Annotated in this window: 13 protein-coding genes; 3 read left to right on the forward strand and 10 right to left on the reverse strand. The window is 65.9% G+C overall.

The genetic code is table 11. The features are described from left to right. Positions 1-56: 56 nt before the first annotated feature. The gene (locus tag A4C63_RS11325) at positions 57-1,676 is read right to left on the reverse strand and encodes a hypothetical protein (RefSeq protein ID WP_063912736.1); all 1,620 of its coding nucleotides are present in this window, start codon (positions 1,674-1,676) and stop codon (positions 57-59) included. 211 nt (positions 1,677-1,887) lie between these two features. Here A4C63_RS11325 and pvdM point away from each other — a divergent pair, with 211 nt between their 5' ends. Together pvdM and A4C63_RS11335 are read left to right on the forward strand one after the other, a co-directional pair. After that, positions 1,888-3,234, forward strand: coding sequence for a pyoverdine-tailoring dipeptidase-like protein PvdM (gene pvdM, locus A4C63_RS11330; RefSeq protein WP_063912737.1), 1,347 nt, complete (start codon positions 1,888-1,890; stop codon positions 3,232-3,234). Positions 3,235-3,251: 17 nt separating this feature from the next. After that, entirely contained in the window at positions 3,252-4,538 is a 1,287-nt protein-coding gene (locus A4C63_RS11335) for an aminotransferase class V-fold PLP-dependent enzyme (RefSeq protein WP_063912738.1), read from the forward strand. Positions 4,539-4,575: 37 nt separating this feature from the next. On the opposite strand, the gene A4C63_RS11340 is transcribed toward A4C63_RS11335, so the two are convergent. Further along, complete coding sequence (locus tag A4C63_RS11340) at positions 4,576-5,544, reverse strand: alpha/beta hydrolase (RefSeq protein WP_063912739.1); 969 nt, start codon at positions 5,542-5,544, stop codon at positions 4,576-4,578. A 142-nt stretch (positions 5,545-5,686) separates the two neighbouring features. Between A4C63_RS11340 and A4C63_RS11345 the strand changes: the two genes are divergently transcribed. Further along, complete coding sequence (locus A4C63_RS11345; protein WP_063912740.1) at positions 5,687-6,808, forward strand: cupin-like domain-containing protein; 1,122 nt, start codon at positions 5,687-5,689, stop codon at positions 6,806-6,808. A 255-nt stretch (positions 6,809-7,063) separates the two neighbouring features. Here A4C63_RS11345 and A4C63_RS11350 read toward each other — a convergent pair whose 3' ends face one another. The 8 genes from A4C63_RS11350 to A4C63_RS11385 all read right to left on the reverse strand — a co-directional run bounded on the left by A4C63_RS11350 (position 7,064) and on the right by A4C63_RS11385 (position 16,905). Beyond that, a complete protein-coding gene (locus tag A4C63_RS11350; protein WP_063912741.1) occupies positions 7,064-8,455 on the reverse strand; it encodes an aspartate aminotransferase family protein in 1,392 nt (463 codons plus the stop codon). Positions 8,456-8,672: 217 nt separating this feature from the next. Further along, complete coding sequence (locus A4C63_RS11355; protein ID WP_063912742.1) at positions 8,673-9,995, reverse strand: ATP-binding protein; 1,323 nt, start codon at positions 9,993-9,995, stop codon at positions 8,673-8,675. Continuing rightward, positions 9,992-10,675, reverse strand: coding sequence for a response regulator transcription factor (locus A4C63_RS11360; RefSeq protein ID WP_063912743.1), 684 nt, complete (start codon positions 10,673-10,675; stop codon positions 9,992-9,994). The genes A4C63_RS11355 and A4C63_RS11360 overlap by 4 nt, the downstream gene beginning before the upstream one ends. A 120-nt stretch (positions 10,676-10,795) precedes the next feature. Continuing rightward, positions 10,796-11,359, reverse strand: a complete 564-nt coding sequence (locus A4C63_RS11365) for an NTP transferase domain-containing protein (protein WP_063912744.1) — start codon at positions 11,357-11,359, stop codon at positions 10,796-10,798. Next, positions 11,356-12,327: an XdhC family protein gene (locus A4C63_RS11370; RefSeq protein ID WP_063912745.1), complete on the reverse strand. Its 972-nt coding sequence runs from the start codon at positions 12,325-12,327 to the stop codon at positions 11,356-11,358. Before A4C63_RS11370 ends, A4C63_RS11365 begins: the two co-directional genes overlap by 4 nt. A 3-nt stretch (positions 12,328-12,330) precedes the next feature. Further along, positions 12,331-13,542, reverse strand: coding sequence for a cytochrome c (locus A4C63_RS11375; RefSeq protein ID WP_063912746.1), 1,212 nt, complete (start codon positions 13,540-13,542; stop codon positions 12,331-12,333). A 2-nt stretch (positions 13,543-13,544) separates the two neighbouring features. Continuing rightward, positions 13,545-14,081: a (2Fe-2S)-binding protein gene (locus A4C63_RS11380; RefSeq protein WP_063912747.1), complete on the reverse strand. Its 537-nt coding sequence runs from the start codon at positions 14,079-14,081 to the stop codon at positions 13,545-13,547. Further along, positions 14,074-16,905 carry a xanthine dehydrogenase family protein molybdopterin-binding subunit gene (locus tag A4C63_RS11385; RefSeq protein WP_063912748.1) on the reverse strand — a complete coding sequence of 944 codons (2,832 nt, stop codon included), beginning with the start codon at positions 16,903-16,905 and terminating at the stop codon, positions 14,074-14,076. Before A4C63_RS11385 ends, A4C63_RS11380 begins: the two co-directional genes overlap by 8 nt. Positions 16,906-16,991: the final 86 nt, after the last annotated feature.

Here is a 16,991-nt window from a genome sequence, read left to right on the forward strand (position 1 = left end):
TGCACCGTCATGTGGGAGCGGCCTTGTGTCGCGAAAGGGGCGCAGAGCGCCCCCAATCAACCCGAGCGCTGCGCCACCTTCAGGTTGCGCGCATACCACGGCCGTTGCGGTACCTTGGGCCGCAGCTTGTCGAGCAGGTCGTCATCGCTGTAGATGATGCGCAACGCCAGCTTCATGGTCTCCGGGTCCATCTCGACACTGCGCCCGGGCCGCAAACCCGGCACCGTCGAGCAGCCGTGGGTATCCGGCCCCAGCCACGGGTCGGCCACCTCCACCCAGCGCCCTGGCGCAAACCATGGCACACCATTGACCTCCAGGCGCCGCACCTCGCCCGGATGCAGCCGCTCATGGGCATGGAACCAGTCCTCGATGCGGTCGTCGATCCAGCCGTGAAATTGCCAGAACACCGGGTTCACATGGGATGAAAACGGGTCACCAAGAAAATCGTTCTGCTCGGCGAACCAGCGTTCGGCAAAATCATCCGGCGTACGCGCCGTCGGCACCGGCATACCGTTGGACGGGTCGCGCGGCACCGATGCCCAGCGCATGTGCAGCCAGTCGTGCAGGCCCAGCTCCACTTCCGAACCAAACTGGCCCAGGGTCAAGGTGCTCAGGTACTCCGGGTCGGTATAGCGTGACTCCCAGACCTGGAAGTTGCCATGGAAGGTATCCGGCGTCTTGATGTCGCGCACCCACTGGGTGTATTCCGCATCACCGCTGGCCAGCCAGGTGGGCGGCAGGGCATTGCCGTCATGGTTGTCGAAATAGCGGGCGAACCCGGCGCGGTCGCGCTCCAGTTCCGGCTGCGGCAGCGGGAAGCGCGGCCATGACGGCAAGTCCTGCATGGCACGGGCATTGCCAAGCATGTGCCGGTGCATGAAGAAAAAGTCCTCGCCCGAGCCGTTGCGGTCTTTGTGCCGGCCCCGTGCGTCACGCTCGCGGTCACGTGGCCCAGGCTGCCAGCCCAGGCCACGCAGGGCGCCCTGCTTGTCCTTGTCCAGTTTGTGCCATTTGTCCCGCGAGGCGTGCCACAGTTGGTGGAACAGGCGATGCTCCGGGGCGATCAGCCAGGCCAGCAGTTGCGGGTTCAGCGGGGTACGCTCGCGCGCCTCGGGGAAGGTGCGCTTCAAGGCCAGGAAGTGGTTGTCCTCCACGGGCAATGTCAGTGCGCGGTCCAGGCGCGCAATACGCCCGTTCAGGGTTGCCGGCCCGGCGTTGCCGAACCGGCCCCAGACCTCGTCGAGCACGATATGGCATTCATAGCGGGCCTGGGCCGAACACAGACGCCAGCGCAAGGTGCCCGGTTTGTCGGCCAGAAGGTCGCCTACCACGCGGTAGCGCGGCTCTTCCTGCCCACGCAGGCGCTCGGGGGTATCCAGGTAGCCGCGCAGGGCTCGCCCGCTGGTTGCCACATCCAGGAACAGCTCCAGCTCACCGGTGGGTAGACCGTCCAGCCCCGCATCCTGGCCCTGCAGGGTCCAGCGCCAGATGCCGCGCAAAGTATCGCCCAACTGCTGCAGGCGAGTATCGGCCATCTCGACGACGGCCTCGCCAGGGGTTGCCGGGAATTCCTCGTCGGCACGCTGGCGCTGCACATACAGCGCCCCCAGCGCACCGGGCACCACCACACCCGTCAATGCCACACCGGCGATGAAACCGCGTCGGGAAATCGTCATTGCATACCTGTGCATTCATTGCGGCCATGGAGCACGGCCCGTCCAAGGCTAGAACGTTGCACGGCAGGCGAAATTTAGCGGCGCTCCGGCTGCATCTGCGGCTGCCATGCGGCCCCCGACAGGCACTAAATTTCCCGGGTGCGTGCTCGTTCACTGCAGGTAGCGGCGGCCTCTGTGCCCATCCCTCGACGGTGAACCTACTGAGACCAAGATGACGACTCCACGCTGGAAGAAAGCCCTGTTTATCAGCCTGGCCGCGGCGGTTGCCGCTGGCGCCGGGCTTGCCGCCTGGCACTACTTCGCCACACCTGCCGGCTATTCCAGGGAGGTGACCCGCCAGGCCGACGACCTGCAGGAACGCATCATCTCGTTTGACAGCCACGTCACCCTGCCGCTGACTTTCGGCACCGAGGGCAGCGAGGCCGACAAGGACGGCAATGGCCGCTTCGACCTGGCCAAGGCCGCACGCGGGCGATTGTCCGGCGCGGCCCTGACCATCTTCGCCTGGCCAGAATCCTGGACTGGTGACGGTGGCCCGCACCGCCCCACCCCAGGCTTCGTCGAAGCCGCCCGCCACACCCAGGAAGTGCGCTACAACGCCATCACCGCCATGGTCCGCGACTTCCCGCAGCAGGTGGGTATTGCCTACACCCCGCAAGACATGCGGCGCTTGCACGGCGAAGGCAAGTTCGCGGTGTTCCTCAGCATGCTCAACGCCTATGCGCTGGGCGACGACATCGACCAGCTCGACCGCTGGGCCGCGCGCGGCGTGCGCATGTTCGGCTTCAGCTACGTGGGCAACAACAGCTGGGCCGACTCCTCGCGCCCGCTGCCGTTCTTCAATGACACCGCCGATGCCCTGGACGGCCTGTCGCCGATTGGCAAGCGCGCCGTGCAGCGGCTGAACGACCTGGGCGTGATCATCGATGTGTCGCAAATGTCCAGCAAGGCGCTGGCCCAGGCCGTCGCCCTCAGCCGGGCGCCGGTGGTGGCCTCGCACTCGGCGCCACGGGCGATGGTCGACATCGACCGCAACCTCTCCGACAAGGAGCTGCAACTGATCAAGGACAGCGGCGGCGTGGTCCAGTTGGTGGCCTTCTCCACCTACCTCAAGCCCCTGAGCAGCAAGACCCGGGACAAACTCGACGCCCTGCGCGCCGGCTACGACCTGCCGCCGCTGGCCAACCTGAACTACGCACTGATGCCCGGCGACCCGGTGATCGCCGGCTGGCCCGAGCAGAAGGTCGGCCAATACGCCAACGCGCTGTACGGTATTCTCGAGGAAGAACCGCCGGCCACGCTCAAGGACTATGGCGACGCCATCGACTACACCGTGCGCAAGATCGGCATCGACCATGTCGGCCTGAGCTCGGACTTCAACGAAGGCGGCGGCATCGACGGCTGGCAGAACGCCAGTGAAGCACGCAACGTCACCGCCGAACTGATCAGCCGCGGCTACTCCGAAGCCGATATTGCCAAGCTCTGGGGCGGTAACTTCCTGCGGGTGTGGGAGCAGGTGCAGCGCACCGCGCAACCCGTCGCCACCTCATCCCCCTGACTCTTGCGAGCAACTTGATGAACGATCGTCGCACCTTTCTCAAGCAGGCCGGCCTGCTGGCGGCCGCCCTGCCCCTCACAGGCCCGCTGCTGCCTGCCGCCCATGCGGCACCTGCGCAGCCTGCCACTGCCAACGGCTGGGCCGCGTTTCGCAGCCTGTTCGAGCTGGACCCGGCCTACGCACACTTTGCCAACTTCCTGATCACCTCGCACCCAAGGCCCGTGCGCGAAGCCATCGAGGCGCTGCGCGCCCGCTTCGACCGCCACCCGGCCCGCATGGTCGACTGGGACAGCCAATCGGAGTGGAAGCACGAAGCCGCCGTGCGTGAATGGGCAGCCCGCTACCTCGAAGTGACGCCCCGGCAAATCGCCCTGACCGGTAGCACCACCGAAGGCCTGGGCCTGATCTATGGCGGGCTGAAGATTGCCCCGGGGCAGGAAATTCTCACCACCGTGCACGAGCATTCGGCCGCCCGTCACACCATGGGCTTTCGCACCACGCGCGATGGCACGCCAGTGCACCGGTTGCGCCTGTTCGAAGACCCCGCCAAGGTCAACAGCGACCAGGTACTGGCCACCATTGCGGCTGCCATCGGGCCGAAAACCCGGGTGCTGGGCATGACCTGGGTGCATTCAGGCAGTGGCGTGAAACTGCCCGTGGGCGAGATCGGCGCGCTGGTGCGCGAGGTCAATCGCCAGCGTGACGAGCAGGACCAGATCATCTACGTGATCGACGGCGTGCACGGCTTTGGTGTCGAAGACATGCGCTTTGCCGACCTCAACTGCGATTACTTCATCGCCGGCACGCACAAGTGGATGTTCGGGCCGCGGGGTACCGGGATCATCTGCGCGGCGTCCACCGAACTGAAACAGCTGAACCCGACCATTGCCACGTTTTCCGAGAATGAAGACTTTGCCACGGTGATGTCGCCCGGCGGTTACCACGCGTTCGAGCATCGCTGGGCGTTGGGCAAGGCGTTCGAGTTGCACCTGCAGCTGGGCAAGGCGGCGGTGCAGGCACGAATTCATGGACTTAATGACTACCTCAGGCAGCGGCTTGAAGCGCTGCCGGGGATCGAGCTGGTAACACCGCGCAGTGCGCAGTATTCGGCGGGGTTCACCTTCTTCCGGGTCACGGGGCAGGATGCTGACGAGGTTGCCCGGTATCTCAACAGCCAGCGCATTGTGGTCGATGCGGTGTCGCGGGATGTCGGGCCGGTGGTGCGGACAGCGCCTGGGTTGTTGAATACCGAGGCGGAGATCGAGCGATTGCTCGATGTATTGAAGAAGCACGTTCGCGTGTGAGGCCCTGGGGGCGCAACGCGCCCCCGGCGAGCTCAAGTCAGGACTGGCCGCCGACCCGCTTCAACCATTCCCCGACATCCCGGTAAATCCCCTCTACCTGCCCAACGATCCCCGACATGCGCAAGAAGTCATGGGTCAACCCCTCCACCCGGGCAAAGGTCACCGCCGTCCCACCCGCCATCAGCCAGTCACGATAGGCCGTGCCCTCATCGTGCAACGGGTCATACTCGGCCACGAACAGGTACGCCGGCGCCAATGGCTCGCGCAGCGTCGACAGCAACGGCGACACCCGCCAGTCCAGGCGCTGCTCGTGCTGCGGCGCATAGTGCTGGTAGAACCACTCCAGGGTAGGTGTCTCCAGCAGGTAACCCTCGGCATGCTCGCGATGGGACTCACGCTGGCAGGAGATATCGGTCACCGGGTAGAACAGCAACTGCGCCAGCGGCTTGAACGCCAGCGCCTCGGGCTGCTCCACCGCCGTAATGGCCAGCACCGCCGCCAGGCTGGCGCCCACACTGTCCCCTGCCAGCACCACCCGGCGGTTGTCCAGGCCCAGCGAGGCCGCCTGCTCAGCCAGCCAGTTGGCGGCGTCCAGCGCATCGTGCAGGGCTACCGGGAACTGCTGCTCCGGTGCCAACCGGTAGTCTGCCGCCAGCACCGCGAACTCGCCCAGGGCCGCCAGGCGGCGGCACACCGAGTCATGCGAATCGAGGCTGCCGACCACGTAGCCGCCGCCGTGCAGGTACAGGATCACCGGCTGCAAGGCAGCACCAGCATCGCCCTGGCGGTACAGACGAGCAGCCAGGCAGGCACCGTCGCGCGCGGTAATCTGCAGCTCGCTGGCCGTGACGTTGCCAGGCGGGCTCGGGTCGAGTACCTGCGAGCTGCCTTCGAACTCGGCGCGGGCCTGGACCACGTCCATCGCGTGCATGGGCAGGCTTCTGCCCGTCAGCCGGCCAAATTCGACCAGTTCCAGAAATGCCGCCAGATCAGGGTGCAGTGCCATGTGGGTTCCTTGGGTGAACAATGTGACTCGAGCCTTCCTACGGGACGTAGCAGCACACCGAAAAATTACCCGTCCACACGGCTAAATCGTTGGTGCAGGCACTCGTTATCCCTGCACAACGAAAGACCGCCAGAGGCATACCGTGGACCTTCAGAGCATCCTCAGCAAACTGTTCGCCAACGCTCATGCCGTCGGCATCGAAGGCGTTTTCCAGTTCATCTTCAGCCAGGACCGGGCCTTCTGGTCGGAGGTGCGCGACAGCAGCCGTACCGGTGCCGGCCGGCACAGCGCCCCGGACGTCACCATCGAGGTGGCCGAGCATGACTTCATGGGCATCATGGGCGGCACCGCCAACGTCGAAGAGCTGTTCGCCAGCGCCCGTCTGAAGATCAGCGGCAACATGGGCCTGGCCACCCTGCTGCCGCAGATCATCAGCAACGCCCGGCGCGGCGCGCCGGCGACCAAGGTGTCGATGAACCAACGCTACCCGACACCGGCACGCCTCAGCGAACGGGTGTCGGCCGCGCAACCGGTGCAGCGCGAGGTGGCACGCATTGCCCGCGCCGACATGCCGCTGGCGCGCTTCCAGGGAGAGTACCTGGAGCACGGCACGCCGGTGGTCATCAGCGATGCCCTGCAGGACTGGCCGCTGTTCAGCATGGGGCGCGAAGCTTCGCTGGCGCATTTCGCCGAACTGCAGGGCATCACCCGGCACGGCGACTATGTGAAGAAGACCTTCTCCACCGACCGCGACTTCCGTTCCACGTCCATGGCCGACTTCATCGCCTCGCTGGACACCCCTGCCAAACCCGGCGAAACCCCGGCCTACATGGGCAACAACATCGTGCCGGAAAAGCTGCTGGCGCTGATTCGCTACCCGCAGTACTTCGCCCGCGAGCAGTTCATTGCGCCGCGTATCTGGATCGGCCCCAAGGGCACCCTGACGCCACTGCACCGCGACGACACCGACAACCTGTTCGCGCAGGTATGGGGGCAGAAGTCGTTCATCCTTGCCGCACCGCACCATCGCCCAGCCCTGGGCACCTGGTCGACCAGCCCCAAGGGCGGCCTGGACGGCTGCGACTTCAACCCCGACGCCCCGGACTACCAGCGTTTCCCGGCGGCGCGCGAAGTGCCGTTCCTGCGCGTGGTGCTGCAGGCTGGTGACCTGCTGTTCCTGCCCGAAGGGTGGTTCCACCAGGTGGAGTCGGTGACCACCTCGCTGTCGGTGAACTTCTGGGTGAACTCCGGGCGCGGCTGGTAGCCGGGATTGCCAGGGGGACTGCGCCGACCGGAAGGCTTGCGCTGTCGCACAGATAACTGAATTCGCAAGCGATCCTCGTACCCTGTGGGAGCGGCTTTAGCCGCGAAGAATCCAACGCAGTGCATGGCACCGGCTGCGCCGGTGTTCGCGGCTGAAGCCGCTCCCACAGGGTCCCTGCTAATTCAATGAGTTATGTGCAGTTCTATGAGAGCCGGCTTGCCGGCGACAGGGCCGCGCAGCGGCCCCGGCAATCGATCAGACCGCCGCGATCAACGCCTCGGCAAAGCGCTGTGCGACCTCATCGATCTGCTCGCCACTGATGATCAACGGCGGCAGGAAGCGCACCACCGCCCCATGCCGCCCACCCAACTCCAGGATCAGCCCACGCTTGAGGCACTCGCGCTGCACCTTCGCCGCCAGTTCGCGGTTCGCCGCCGGATGCCCGAGCGCATCCCGCTGCCCTTGCGGATCCACCAGCTCCACCCCAAGCATCAGGCCACGCCCGCGAATGTCACCCAACTGCGGATAATCCCGCTGCAACTGCCGCAGGTGCTGGCGCAGGCGCTGCCCCATGGCCTCGGCATGCTCGGCCAGGCGATGCTCGACCAGGTAATCGATCACCGCCGAACCCGCCGCCATGGCCATCTGGTTACCACGGAAAGTGCCGGCGTGGGCGCCCGGTTTCCAGGTGTCCAGCCAGTCACGGTACACCACCACCGCCAGCGGCAGGCTGCCGCCAATGGCTTTGGAGAGGGTAACCACGTCCGGGACGATGCCAGCATGCTCGAAGGCGAACATGCGCCCGGTGCGGGCAAAACCGCTCTGGATCTCATCGACGATCAATGCCACGCCGGCCTGCTCGGTGATGCGGCGTACACCCTTGAGCCACTCGATATCGGCCGGGATCACCCCGCCCTCACCCTGCACCACTTCCAGAATGACCGCCGCCGGCAGCGGCACGCCGCTTTCCGGGTCGAGCAACAGGTTTTCCAGATAATGCAGGTTGGCCTTTACCCCGGCTTCGCCGCCCAGGCCGAACGGGCAACGGTAGTCGTAGGGGTACGGCATGAACTGCACACCGTTGCCGAGCAAGGCCCCCAGCGGCTGCTTCGGCCCATGGCTACCCATCAGGCTCAGCGCACCCTGGCTCATGCCATGGTAGGCGCCGTGGAAGGCCAGCACGGTGCTGCGGCCGGTGGCGCTGCGCACCAGCTTCAGCGCTGCTTCCACCGCATCGGTACCGGTCGGGCCGCAGAACTGCACCTTGGCCTCAAGGCGCAACGCCTCGGGCAGAACGCCGAACAGGTCCTGGACGAAGCGATCCTTGACTGGCGTGGTCAGGTCCAGGGTGTGCAGGGGCAGTTCATCGGCCAGTACCCGCTGGATCGCCTCGACCACCACCGGGTGGTTGTGGCCCAGCGCCAGGGTGCCGGCGCCGGCCAGGCAGTCGATGAACTGGCGGCCTTCGACATCTTCCACATGAATGCCACTGGCGCGCTTGAGCGCCAGCGGGATGCGGCGCGGGTAGCTGCGGGCGTTGGACTCCTGTTGCTGCTGGCGTTGCAGCAAGGGTGAATCGGTGAACTCGTACAAGGCACGCGGCGCGCTGGCCGGCGGGACCTGGGCAAGGCAGGAAGCAGTGGACATGGGAGATTCCTCGCAAACAAGCGAAAGTGCGGGTGTTCGTCGCTTGGGAAACGCTTGAGTGCGGGGAGGATTTAGCGGTTGCTGCGGGATTTTTGCAAGCAGGCCCGGCCCCTTCGCGGGTAAACCCGCTCCCACAGGATTTGCACGGACCTCAGGGTTGATGCTGCCCCTGTGGGAGCGGGTTTACCCGCGAAGAGGCCGGCACAGGCAATAAAAATTAATGCCCCGAGCGCGCCGGCACTTGCAAAAGTACCCGCAACCCATCACTGCGGCTGTCGAACTTCAGGCTACCGGCACAACGCTGCACGATCGCCTGCACGATCGCCAGCCCCAACCCGCAGCCACCACTCTGCCCGTTACGCCAGAAACGCTCGGTCAGGTGCTCCAGGTCCGCCTCGGCAATCCCCGGCCCATGGTCACGCACCATGAAGCCCACCTGGCCGTCAGCCATCTGCACTTCAAGCTCCACCACCTCGTCACCGCCATGGCGCAAGGCGTTGTCCAGCAGGTTGCGCAGCGCTGCCACCGCCAATGGTGCCGGCATGCCCAGGTAAATCTGCGTAGCTGCTTCAGGCAAGTGCAGCACGATACGCCGGTTGTCGCCGCCGCCGGCATCCTGCACCGCCTGCCGGGCCACCTGCTCGGCGCTGCACTGCACGCCATCCTCGAACGACAGGCTGCCTTCCACACGCGCCAGCATCAACAATTGCTCCAGCGTGCGGTGCATGCGGTCGGCGCCCTGCTCGGCATGCTCCAGCGCCTGCTCGCGCACGGCGCCGTCGGTCATCCGCGCTACCTGCAAGTGGGTCTTGATCGCCGTCAGGGGGCTGCGCAGTTCATGCGCGGCATCGTCGGTCAGGCGCCGCTCACGCTCGATGGTCTGGGCAATGCGCAAAAACAGCTGGTTCTGGGTTTCCAGCAATGGTTGCAGTTCGCTGGGCATGCCCGCCACCTGCAGTGGCTCGACGCTGTCCGCGCGCCGGCGGCGCAGGGCATCGCGCATGCGGTTGAGCGGCTCCAGGCCCTTGCCCAGGCCGATCCACAACAGCCCCAGGCTGCCAAGCAGGGCCATCAGAACAGGCGCCGAGGCCGCCAGCAGGATCGACTGGTTCAGCGCCTCGCGCTCCATGTGCCGGTCAGCGGTGGTGATACGCACATCGCCATGGTTGTAGGTAAAGGTGCGCCACAACGCGTCATCGATGGTCTGGTCACGGAAACCGCTGCGCTCATCGTCCATGGCGCCATCATGCTTGTGGTTGCTGGCAAGGATCTCGCCACGCAGCGAGCTGACCTGGCAGGCCATGCCGTCCGGCACGCTGAACTGGTCGGCGGAAAAGTGCGCCTCCCCGCCCTTGGCAGTCAACGGCTGCGGCAGCTGGTCGATCAGCCCGGCGACCATGCGCGCAGAAGCCACCAGGCGCTGGTCGAGAGAGAACATCATCTGCTGGCGCAGGTCGCGCAGCATCCACGCGGCAGCCAGCACCCAGATGATCACGAAGGCACTGCCCAGGATCAGGCTCAGGCGTACCCGCAGGCTCATGATGCGGCCTCCTCCGGCGCCTGCGCCGGGCCCAGGCGGTAGCCCAGGCCACGCACGGTCTCGACGATGCCGTTGCCCAGCTTGCGCCGCAGATGGTGGATATGAACGTTCAGGGCATTGCTCTCGACTTCGTCGCTGAAGCCGTACACGCAGTCTTTGAGCTGCTCGCTGGACAGCACCCGCCCGGGGTTCTGCAGCAGCGCCTGGAGCAGTGCCTGTTCACGGCGCGACAGGTCGACCGCCTGCCCTGCCAGTGTTGCCTCGCAGGTGCTCGGGTCGTAACGCAACGGGCCGTGCTCGATCACGTTCACAGCCCGCCCGGCCACCCGCCGCAACAGGGTGTGCAGGCGTGCGGCCAACTCGCGCAGGTCGAAGGGTTTGAGCAGGTAGTCGTCGGCACCCGCCTGCAGGCCATCGACCCGGTCGGTGACTGCATCACGGGCGGTGAGCACCAGCACTGGCAGTGTTTCGCCCTGCTGGCGCAGGCGGCGCAACAGCTTCAGACCGTCTTCGTCGGGCAAGCCAAGGTCAAGGATCATCACGTCGAACTGCGCGGCCTGCAGCATAGCCCGCGCGTCAGCGGCGTTGCCCACACGGTCCACGGTCAGGCCCTGGGCGGTAAGGCCGGCGCAGATGCCGGCGGCGATCAGGTCGTCGTCCTCACAGAGCAGAACGTGCATGGTGGGGCTCCCGGAGTGGTGTAGCTGGCATTGCACTATGGGGGGATTAAGGGGGGATTATGGACCTTTTGTGGGGTGGATTGGGGTGTTGGTCTTGGGTGCGGTGGCGAACACCAGGGTCTAAAGCAACCCCTGCGGCGTATCTACATCCAGCAGAACCCCCGCATCCTCCACTTCAACCACCACGCAACAATCCCGCTGCGCCCGTACCACCGCCCGCGCCCCTTCATCCCCGGCCAGTTGCCCCAGCGCCGGCCAGAAGTCGCGCCCGAAGACCACCGGATGCCCCTGCTGCCCAGCATGGCGCGGCAACACGATGGTCGAGGCGGTGGCCGCCTCGGCCAACCGACGCAGGGTTGCCGATTCGATCCATGGCATATCACCCAGCAAGATCGCCACCGCCTGCGCCTGGCTGTCACCTAACGACCTGGCCCCGGCAGCCAGACTATGCCCCATCCCCGACGCCGCATCCGGGCTGACGATCACCCGGCAATCGGCAGGCAAGCCAAAATCCTCGCCCCACTCGCCCGCGCGCAACACCACGCGCACGTCATCGAACACCGCACGCGCCCGCTCCACGCTATGCGCCAGCAGGCAGCGGCCTTCGGCCAAGGTTGCCCGGCGCTTGTCGGAACCGAAACGCGTGCCGCGGCCTGCCGCCAGCACCAGCGCGACCACACTCACAGCGCCACCCGCTCGATGCCGTTACGCACCCGCAGAATGTCGGCCAGCACCGCCAAAGCGATCTCGGCCGGGGTCTTGCTGCCCAGGTTGAGGCCGATCGGGGCATGGATGCGGCCAAGTTCGAGGTCACCCAGGCCACCGATCCGCCGCAGGCGTTCACGGCGCTTGTCGGAGGTTACCCGGGAGCCCATCACACCGATATAGAACGCCTCGGTGCGCACCGCTTCGAGCATCGCCAGGTCGTCGATCTTCGGGTCGTGGGTCAGCGCCACCACCGCGGTGTCGGCATGGCAACCACCATGGACGATGAACTCCGACGGCAACTCACGTCGCAGTTCGATGCCATCCAGCCGCACGCCGTCGAGCACTTCGTCACGCGGCTCGCAGAGGATGACTTCGAAGCCCATGCCCTTGCCGAACTCGGCACAGAAATGCGCGACGCTGGAATACCCGGCCAGCAGCAGGCGCTGGGCAGCGCCGACGCGCAGCCGTACACGGGCGCTATCACGCGCTACACGTGGCCCCTGGCTGTGGTCATCGACAAGCAGGCGCGTACCCTCGGGCAGGCTCACTTCACGCAGCACACGGCGCTGGCCCAGCAATGCGCTTTCCAGCTCCCGCAGGTGCGCCTGCACCTCGCATTCGGCCGGCAGGTTCTCCACCAGCACTTCCAGCACGCCGCCACACGGCAGGCGAATGCTTGAACGCGAGTCGCTGCCATCGCCGTAACGCACGATGGCCACCGGCTCAGGAAACTCCCCCCGCCCCACGCGCTCAAGGAAGTCGTCCTCGACACAGCCACCGGACAGCGAACCCAGCCACTGCCCGCTGGCGTTCACCACCAACAGCGAGCCCGGCGCACGGGGCGCCGAGCCGTAGGTGGCGAGCACCGTGCACAACCACACCCGCTGGCCGTCACACGACCACTGCAATGCCCGGCGGACCACCTGTAGATCGAGATGCTGCACGCTTTACTCCGCCTTCAGCTCGGCGAGCTGCTGTACGCTCAGGTCACCGGGCAATCCACCCCAGGCCTGGCGCAGATAGTTGACCATATCCACCACCTGCTGGTCATCGAGCTTGTCGGCAAACCCTGGCATCGGCTGCATGCGCTCGAAGCCGGTGAACTGCTGTTCACGGATGCCTTCGAGGATCACCTTGACCAGGTTGCGCGAGTCGGCCTGGCGCAGCACCGTGTTGCCGCGCATGGCCACGGCGATGTGCGGCTTGCCCTCGCCGTCCACCCCATGGCAGCCGGCGCAGACGTTCAGGTACTGCTGGCGGCCGCGTTTGGCGCTGTCGCTCATCTGCTCCAGCGCCACCGCCTGGATGGCCTTGGCCGGCGGTGGCTGATCGCCCAGCAGGTAGGTGGCCATGGCCGCCAGGTCGGCATCTTCCAGGTGCTGGGTGCTGTGGTGCACCACCGGGAACATTTCGTTGAACATGCTGCCCTGGGCACTGATGCCGTGCTTGAGGAAGGTGGTCAGGTCCGGCTGGGTCCAGCCGCGCTCGGCCAGGTCCGGGGCCAGCAAGCTCGGGGCCAGGTAGCCACCCAGCAGGCCGCCGCTCAGGCGCTGATCCTGCTGCAGCGCGCCGATCGGGTTGCGCGGGGTATGGCACTCGCCGCAATGGCCCATGACTTCGACCATGTACTGCCCACGCTGCCAGGCCGGGCTTTTGCCCTCGGTCGGCTGCAGCTGCACGCTTTTGCCATAGAGCATGTTCCAGCCGCTCAGCCCCTGGCGCACGTTGAACGGAAAGCGCAACGCAGTCTGCGGTGCCGGGCGGTTGATTGGCGGTACGGTCATCAGGTAGGCGAGGATCGCGTCCGAATCTTCGCGCTTGATCAGGTGGTACGAGGTGTACGGCATCGCCGGATAGAGGTTGGCGCCGTCCTTGCGCTTGCCCTCGGTAACCGCGGCGAAGAATTCGTCGGCGCTGTAGTTGCCGATGCCGTACTGCTTGTCCGGAGTAATGTTGCTGCCATAAATGGTGCCGAACGGCGAATGAATCGGCAGGCCGCCGGCGTACGGCGCGCCGCCTTCGGCGGTGTGGCAGGCCATGCAGTCGGCGGCACGGGCCAGGTATTCACCGCGTTTGACCTGTGCCTGGTCGGCCGCCTGGGCAAGCGAGGTAACGGCAAGACCGAGCGCCAGCGTCAGTGCGCTACGAACAAAACCCATGCTCAACCCTCCTTGACCAGGCCAAGGTCGTTGAGCACCCTGCGGGTGGCGTCGTAGTAGCGCACGTAGCCGGTGCAACGGCAGATGTGGTGGCCCAGGCTGGCCTCGATGCGGCCTTCCACCTCGCTCTTTTTCAACGGCTGGCGCTGGGCGGTTTCCACCAGCACCGTGGCGGCATTGACGAAGCCTGGCGCGCAGTAACTGCACTGGAAGGCGAACAGGTCGACGAACTTCTGCTGGATCGGGTTCAGCGTGAGGTTGCCGGCCTCGTCCTGTTTGGCATGGCCCTCGATGGTGCGGACTTTCTTGCCCTCGAAGTAATGCGCGCCAGTGATGCAGGTGCGCACCTCCTCGCTGGTGCCGTCGGGGTTGTCGACGATCACCACGCAGGCGTGGCAGATGCCCTGGCCGCAACCCAGGCGCGAGCCGGTGAGGTTCTGGTGTTCGTGCAGGTAGTCGATCATCGCCAGGTCGTCGGGGACCTCGACCGGGCCGACCGGTTGACCGTTGAGGGTCAGTTGCAGTGGACGGTTAGCCATTGAGGGCCTCCTTGATACGGGCTGGGGTGATAGGTAGATCGCGCACGCGCTTGCCGATGGCATGCGCGACGGCATTGCCAATGGCACCGACGACCGGGATCATCACCACTTCGGCGATACCTTTGGACGGGTCGGTCGGTGACAGCGGCGGGAGGATTTCGCTGGTCTGCTGCCACACCGCCACGTCGCGCGCATGCGGCAGGCGGTAGCGGTTGAAGTTCCAGTCGCCCTCCCCGGGCCCGCCCTCATACAACGGCATTTCTTCGGTCAAGGCATGACCGATGCCCATGGCGATACCGCCTTCGAGCTGGCCCTTGACCAGTTCCGGCACCAGCACCCGGCCGCACTCGACCCAGCTGTGGTGGTTGAGCACCTGCACTTCGTGCGTGCCCTTGTTCACCTTGACTTCGACAATGGTCGCCACCGGGCTGTAGTAGGTGACCATGGCGTTGTTCAACTGGGTGTCGGGGTAGGCGGCGTTCTGCCTGTCGAGCAGGTGGTAGCCGTGGCTGCTCATCTGCGCCTTCTTGGCGTTCACCGCGCCATCGCCGTATTTCACCGCCACCGCGTCGAGGGGGAAGCGTTCGCGCACGCCGTCGATGACGAAGTCGGCCTCGGCCCAGCTCCAGCGGTTGAAACCGTGCACGCTGACGCCGGTGACCAGACCCATGTCATGGGCCTTTTGTGCCAGCTGGGCGAACGGGATCGGCGAAAGGCCGTTGCCGGTCAGCTCGCCGTTGACCCATACCGCGTTCTCGCGGCGCACCACCAGCGGGTTGGCCTGGCCGCCATGCGGGCCCTGGCTCCAGATGGCCATGGCCGCCGGCCACAAACCGTGGTTGAACAGCACGCGGGCCGCTTCGCGGGTGGCATGGCTGAAGTAGAAGGCCGAGTTGGTCGCCGACGACGGCGAAGCCAGCTTGCCGACCCAGCGCGGGTTGCGCAGTGCAGCGTCCTGCTCGGGCTGGCTGATCAGGTAAGGGTTGCCGCTGGTTGTCAGCTGCAGCTCGGGCCATTCGGTGACCGCAGTCTTCACCTCGTCGGCCGAGCGGCCGAGGAAATCGCTGACCACCAAGGCCTGGGAGGTGGACATGCCGGTACCCAGCTCGGTGCCGATGTGACGCAGGCTGATGCGCCCGTCGCGGCTGAACTCGATGCTGGCCATGGGTGCTTCGGAACCGGTACCGAAGTCCTTCTGGCAGATGGCGAAGCCCACGCCGTACCAGTGGTCCGGGTCCTTGGCGTCCATCTGCTGCTTGCGCGCCTCACGGTTGCGCCACCAGTCGTGCACGGCGGCCTTGTCGAGGATCTCGTACAGGCGCAGGGCGCCGGCCGGGACAGCGCCCTGGGTGTTCTTCATGCCCGACTTCAGCGCGTTGGCGCGGCGCAGGTCGATGGCATCGACGCCCAGACGCCCGGCGATTTCATCCACCATCATTTCGGTGGCGGCCATGGTCTGCAAGGTGCCGTAGCCGCGCATGGACCCGGCCTCGACGCCACGCGAATGATAGGCGGTAACCGACAGGTCGTTCTGCGGCATGTAGTAGATCGACTGCGCCGCCGTGGCCCCCACCGCTGCCACCGAGGGGCTGTAGTTGATACGCCCGCCGCCGTCGCAGCTCATGTCGGCGCGGAAGATCTTGAAGCTGTTGTCCTTCTTGTCCACCGCCAACTGGTAGCGGATATCGAAGGCATGGCGCTTGATGCCACTCTGGAACTGCTCGTAGCGGTCGTTGGCCAGGCGAATCGGCACACCGGCGCCATACAGCGCGGCCACGGCGGCGTAGAAGACGAAGATGTTGTTGTCTTTCGAGCCGTAGCCCACGGTGTAGCCCGGGTGCATGTTGAGCGTGTTCAGGGCGAAGCGCGACGGCTTGATCATGTGCACGCATTCCTGCGCCACTTCGAACGGGCACTGGGTCGCGACCACGAAGTGCAGCGTGCCGCTGGCCGGGTCGTACCAGCCGTTGCCGTTGTCCGGCTCCAGTGCGGCCGGTTCGATGGACGGCGTCTTGTAGCGCTCGTCGAACACCAACCAGCCCTCGGGTGGGTTGTCCAGCTGCTCGGCCATGCGCTTGGCATGGAACAGGCCCTGCTCGGTCAGGTCACCATGCTGGTTGGGCTCTTTCGACCACACCGGTTTGCGGTTGAGGATGGTGGGGAACAGCATGGAATTCTTCAGGCTGGAGAATTCATCGTCGTCGAACGGCGTGGCACCGCCCACGCGCACGAAGCGGAAGCTGCCATAGGGGTCGCGCTGGTACAGCGGCGCCTGGGCGCCGTAGCGGATCGCCTGGTCGTTGAACTGCAGCTTGCGTTTGGCCTGGCGGAAGCGCTCGAAGTCGTGCCAGATCAGGATCGCCACCGGGTGGCCGATGAACATCGGCACCTTGCCGGGCGGCAGCAGCGGGTCGGGCGAGTGGGCCTCGGGCCAGGCGATGCCGTCCTTTTCCAGGTCGGCGGCAGTGACGATGCGGTCCGGTTGCAGATCGGCGCCAAGCAGGCTGAGGTCATGGCCAGCATAGACGCGGTCGGCCTTGGTCGCCTTGAGCAGCAGTGCATGGCCCTGCTGCGCGGGCCAGCCGGGCATGTCCTTGGCACGGATGTCGCGAGCGAACACCTTGTCGCCACAGACCTTGGACAAGGCGTCGTTACGGAAACGCGCCTTGCCGTCATGGTTCATCCACTTCTGCGGCGAGGTGGTGACGCGTTCCTCCATCAGCGCGGCGAACGCCTGGCTGCCGAGCGGCGCCATGGTCACGCCGACACCAGCGATCAGGCCGCCTTGCAGGAAGGCGCGCCGGGAAATATCACGGTTGGACATGCTTGATCCTCTGGGCAGCAGGGGGTCTGCCCTTTTTTGATTCTGGTACTGGGCCGCTAAAAACTGACTCTTGCGTCAACTTTACA

This window comes from Pseudomonas sp. p21, from assembly GCF_001642705.1.
Taxonomy (GTDB): domain Bacteria; phylum Pseudomonadota; class Gammaproteobacteria; order Pseudomonadales; family Pseudomonadaceae; genus Aquipseudomonas.